We start from the raw sequence: 5,750 nt of genomic DNA on the forward strand, positions 1-5,750 counted from the left end.
CTCGTGATCTCGTTTGCAAGAGCGGTGCCAGCGCCTAAAGTTGCGCTCGCCGCTGCCGAGCGCTGCGCGCGAAGCGCACAAATTGACGCCGAGGGCCTATGTCGAAACCCTCCACGAAACGACGCCGTCATCCTGGCGAAAGCCGATATCCAGCGCCTTTTCCGCGTATAGAGCCAAGACACCGGCTCCCGCCGTCCACCAGGATGATGGCGTAGGAACCGTTGGCATCAAGCTTGCTCCCTATCTCCCGGGCAGCCTATGGCGCGTCGGAAAACCGTCGCACCACAGGCTCGGCCGACGACGCTTATTTGGCTCTGTTGAGAGGGACTCAAGCGATGCTATCGATCGATGCAGGAAACCGCGCCATCGTGGACAGGCACGTATGAACACGCCGACACGCATTCCCTTGCTGGTGGCGCAACTGCCCGACACCGAGGCGCTGACTCCTTACCTTAAGCAGATCGACGCCAATCGCTGGTACACCAACTTCGGTCCCCTGGTAACGCAGCTGGAACAACGGTTCGCCGCCAGTTTCGCACCTACCCCGCTGGCCCCGGTCGCCATCAGCGCATCCAATGGCACCGCCGGCCTGGAGCTTGCGCTGTGCGCCTTGGAACTGATGCCTGGCGCGCGCGTGCTGCTGCCGGCACTCACATTCGTAGCAACGGCCACCTCGGTGATTCGTTCCGGATATCGACCGATCATCGGCGATGTCGATCCCGATACCTGGTTGCTCACTCCCGAGATTGCACGCGCTTACGCGGCACGCCATCGCATCGATGCGGTGATGCCCGTGGCGACCTTTGGCAATCCGCAAGATGTCGACGCCTGGGACCGTTTCGTCGAAGACACCGGCATTCCGGTGATCGTCGATGCCGCCGGAGCCTTCGGCAATCAACGCGCCGGGCGTCGCTGCCACGTAGTTTTCAGCCTCCACGCGACCAAGGCATTGGCTGCGGGCGAAGGCGGCATGGTGGTCAGCCATGACACCGAACTGACCGCACGCGTGCGCCGACTAAGCAACTTCGGAATCGATCTCGAACAAGGCAGCCAGGTGTTTGTTGCCGGCGAGAACGGCAAACTCAGCGAATATCACGCCGCCGTGGCACACGCTGCGCTAGACCAATGGCCCGTCGTGGTCGAACGCCGACGAGCGGTACAAGCGCTCTACCAATGCCTCTTGCAACGGCACTGCCCTCAGTTGGGCATGCAGCAGCGCGACGAGCATGGCATTTATCCGATCCTGGTGGGGCTCCTGCCGCCTGGTCTGCGTGCACGCAACTTGCAGCCAGAGTTGCTGGCTCAAGGCATCGAAACGCGCCAGTGGTACTGCCCTACGCTGGACCGCCATCCCGCCTTCGCCAGCTTTGCAGTCGGGCCGCTGCCCGTTGCGCACGAACTGGCCGAGCGACTGATCGGCTTACCGTTCTTTATCGATATCGAAGAAACCCAGATGCAGCGCGTAGTTCGGGCCATTGCGAGCCTGACCCACGCTGCCACACCGCGGAGGGCTTACGCATGAGCCTGCTCGACCCAGCCACCTTGGGCTTTCGCAAGGTCGGCCGCAACGTGAAAATCTACGCTGGCGCCAAGATCCTGGGCGCCGAATACATGGTGCTCGGCGACAACATCATCATCGATGATTTCGTGATGATCTATGCGCGCGCGCACAGCTACATCGGTAGCCACGTACACATCGCCTCGTTTTGTTCGATCACCGGCGGTGGCGAATTCATACTCGGCGATTTTTCCGGACTATCCTCCGGTGTACGTGTCATCACCGGCTCGGACGATTTCCTCGGCGGCGGCCTGACCAACCCCACCATACCGGACGCCTACCGCAGCGTAGCGCGTTCGCATGTGTCGATCGGCCGGCACGCCATCGTCGGCGCCAACGCGGTAATACTGCCCGGTGTGGACATTGGCGACGGTACCGCCGTCGGCGCCGGCAGCCTGGTCAATCGCAGCCTGCAGCCATGGGGCGTCTACGTCGGCTCGCCTGCGCGGCGCGTACGCGAGCGACCGAGCGACACCATCCTGGCCCAGGAAGCCGCGCTCGCGGCCAGCCATCCCTTCGTACGCGCGGCCTGACAGCCGCGCCTCAGATAAAGCCTTCCTATGAGCGGACCCGAACCGTCCATCGTCGAATCCCAATTGCTACAAGCACAGCGCAGCATCGAACTGATGCAGCAATTCTTTCGCGAGCATCATGCGCGTGAAACAAAGCGCCTGCGGACCGACGATATCCAACGCCTGCAACGCATCCGCCGCGATCCGGCCTATGCGGCCGCTTATGCCCCCGAGCCGCTGATCTCGATCGTCATTCCCACCTATAACCGTGCCAAGCTCATCGTCGAACGGACGCTACCCAGCGTGCTGCGACAAAGCCACGCCCATTGGGAGCTGCTCATCGTCGGCGACTGCATGGACGAGGAACAGGCCGCATTGTTGCGCCATGCCGCCGCTGCCGATCCTCGCGTGCATTTCCACAATCTCAAGCGACGCGGCAGATATCCGGCCAACAAGGGGCCGCTGTGGTATGTCGCTGGCACCAAGCCGGTGAACTTCGGCTTGCGGCTGGCACGCGGCGCCTGGATCGCACATCTGGACGATGACGACGAATTTCTGCCCGATCATCTGGCCGGCCTGCTCGAAACCGCGCAAAGCCGCCGCGTCGAATGGGCGCATGGCAAAGTGCAGTTCTACGACGATAACGGTCGCGAGCAAGGTGTAGTCGGTAACGAGGTACCGGTCCACGGGGGCATCGCGCGCATCGGCAGCCTTTATCATGCCGGCCTGAAAACGTTCCGCTACAACCCTGGTTGCTGGAAGTACTTTTATCCAGGCGACTGGGACCTGTGGGAACGCCTGCTGGCGATGGGGGCGACGCATGCCCATCATCCACGCATCACCGCGGTACATCACGGCGATTATTTCCGCAGCGAAGTGGTCGCCGACGAAAGCGCGATCGCCTTTACCCGGCGCGTCCTCAGTCCCGACGAAGCCTATCGCGAATGGCGGTCCCGCCTGCGGCTGCGACTGCCCCAGGTCGCCCAGGCCCAGCGACGCGCCGACGCCGTCCGAATCGATGTCGCACTGATCGACGCGAACGGAGACAGCGCCGCGCTGCGGCGCAGTATGGATAGTCTCCTGGCGCAATCGCATCGGCAAACAACCATCCACGTGCTGTCCAACGATGCCCCCGCTCTGCCCGTCGGCATCGACGCTCAGCCGCTGCGGAACGACGGTATCGCGCAACTCAATGCACTGGCCGAATCCAGCCAGGCCGATTGGCTGCTGCCGATCTGGGCGGGCGACGAGCTGGACGAGCATGCCCTGCTGATCCTCGCCGACCACGCAGCCGCGCAGCCGGACCTCGCCTGCTGCTACGTCGACGAAGATGCGCTCGGCCCGGACGGCTACGAACAGCCCCTGCTCAAGCCGGATATCAACCTGGATCTGCTGCGTAGCTATCCTTACATGGGCCGCACGCTGGCGGTTCGGCGGGATGCACTGCTCGCACTCGGTGGCTGGAACACTGCCTACGGCCCGCTTTGTCATATCGACCTGGCGTTCCGGACCATCGAGCAGATCGGCCTGCCTTCAGTCGGGCACATCCCCGAACTGCTGTACCACGCCGGCATACCCCACGCGCAGTGGCTGGCCCAACCGGCGGTAGCGGAACAATCGGCGCGGGTGGTACAGGCGCACCTGGAGCGCCTCGGCGTCGCACACGAGCTGCATCCCGGCGGCCTCCCAAGTATCAATCGGGTGCGTTACCTGCACCAACAAAAGCCGTTGGTTTCGATCGTCGTGCCCACGCGCGACCAGTTGCCGATGCTCAACGGCCTGATCGACAGCCTGATCGATCGCACCAAATACAACCGCTACGAACTGCTTATCGTCGACAACGACAGTCGCGATCCGGCCGCTTGCGCCTATCTCGACGGCATCGCCAAGCTCGGCAGCGACAAGCTGCGAGTGTTGCGCTATCCGCATCCGTTCAATTACTCGGCGATCAACAACTTTGCGGTAGCGCAAGCGCGCGGCGAGTACCTGATCCTGCTCAACAACGATACGGCCGTGCTGCATGGCGACTGGATCGAGTCGCTGTTGCACCACGCGCAACGGCCCGAGGTAGGCATCGTCGGTGCCAAGCTGCACTACCCCGACGGCCGTATCCAGCACGCCGGCGTGGTGCTGGGTTTGCGCGGCCCGGCCGATCACCCCTTTATCCAGGCCGAACCGGACGCTCCGGGCTACATGCAGCGCCTGCAAGTGGACCAGAACTACACCGCGGTCACCGCGGCCTGCATGATGATCCGCCGCTCGGTCTACGAAGAGGTCGGCGGGCTGGACGAAGTCGACTTCAAAGTATCGTACAACGATGTCGACCTTTGCCTGAAAGTACGCCAGGCAGGCTACCTGACCGTATGGACGCCGTACGCCAGGCTCATGCACGAAGGCAATGTCAGCCAGAAGAAGGTCGATACCACGGCACAGGATGCCAAACTGATTCGCTTCCGTGGCGAGCAGGCGGCGATGTACCGCAAATGGCTGCCGCTGCTGGCGCGCGACCCGGCCTATAACGTCAATCTCAGCCTGCACGACGAAGGCTTCCTGCTTTCTCCGCAGCGCGAGATGGCCTGGCAGCCATTCGCTACACCGCTGGCACCGCGTGTAATGGCGCATCCGGCCGATACCAACGGCTGCGGCCACTATCGCATTCGCCAGCCGTTCGCGGCCATGCTGGAGGCGGGTTTGATCGAAGGCAGCCTCAGCGACCGGCTTCATCTGCCGACTACCATCGAGCGCTTCGATCCACAGGTGATCGTCTACCAGCGGCAGTTATCGGACGCGCAGTTGGAGGCGATCGAGCAAGTCAGATCGTTTTCCGCCGCATTCCTTATCTACGAATTGGACGACCTGCTGACCAACCTTCCGCTCAAAAGCGCGCATCGCAACGAGATGCCCAAGGATATCCTCAAATCCTTGCGCCGAGCCACGAACATGATGGATCGCTTCGTAGTGTCGACGCCGGAATTGGCGGAGCAGTTCGATTCGTTGCACCAGGATATTCGCGTGGTACGCAATCGTCTGCCATTGAACTGGTGGGGCGACATCCAGGTGCGGCGCAGCGAACACAAGAAGCCTCGCGTTGGCTGGGCTGGCGGATTGAGCCATCGAGGCGACCTCGAGCTGGTTGCCGATGTCGTGCGCGACTTGGCTGGCGAGGTCGATTGGGTTTTCATGGGCATGTGTCCGGATGCGCTCAAACCATACGTCAAGGAATTCCATCCGGGCGTGCGCATCAGCGAGTATCCGGCGAAGTTGGCCACGCTCGACCTCGATCTGGCCATTGCTCCACTGGAAGACAACACGTTCAACGCATGCAAGAGCAACTTGCGATTGCTCGAGTACGGCATCTGCGGCTTCCCGGTGGTTTGCAGCGATATCGCCTGCTATCGCGACGGGTTGCCGGTGACACGAGTGAAGAATCGCTACAAGGACTGGCTGGGAGCGATTCGCTCGCATCTGGCCGATCGCGATGCACTGGTGGTTGCGAGCGACAAGCTACGTGAAGCGGTGCGGCGCGACTGGATGCTCGAAGGTGAGCATCTGGTGGCGTGGCGGGAAGCGTGGACGCCCTAGAGCAAAGAGCCCCCCTCACCCCACCCTCTCCTCCGGCTGTATAGACCGGCGAAGCCAGGGGAGAGGGTGCCTGACTGAGGTTGAACTTCAGTACTCGG

3 protein-coding genes are annotated in these 5,750 nt (G+C 62.5%); all 3 read left to right on the forward strand.

Going from position 1 to position 5,750, the window contains the following annotated elements; all coding sequences use genetic code 11:
- Positions 1-382 precede the first annotated feature (382 nt).
- Genes VIM98_RS19075 through VIM98_RS19085 form a run of 3 tightly spaced genes read left to right on the forward strand, consistent with a single transcriptional unit; the run spans position 383 to position 5,652 of the window.
- Positions 383-1,522, forward strand: a complete 1,140-nt coding sequence (locus tag VIM98_RS19075; RefSeq protein ID WP_331994687.1) for a DegT/DnrJ/EryC1/StrS family aminotransferase — start codon at positions 383-385, stop codon at positions 1,520-1,522.
- Entirely contained in the window at positions 1,519-2,091 is a 573-nt protein-coding gene (locus VIM98_RS19080) for an acyltransferase (protein ID WP_331994688.1), read from the forward strand. The genes VIM98_RS19075 and VIM98_RS19080 overlap by 4 nt, the downstream gene beginning before the upstream one ends.
- A gap of 27 nt (positions 2,092-2,118) precedes the next feature.
- Entirely contained in the window at positions 2,119-5,652 is a 3,534-nt protein-coding gene (locus tag VIM98_RS19085) for a glycosyltransferase (RefSeq protein WP_331994689.1), read from the forward strand.
- Positions 5,653-5,750 lie beyond the last annotated feature (98 nt).

The organism is Dyella sp. (assembly GCF_036568765.1).
Lineage (GTDB): Bacteria > Pseudomonadota > Gammaproteobacteria > Xanthomonadales > Rhodanobacteraceae > GSA-30.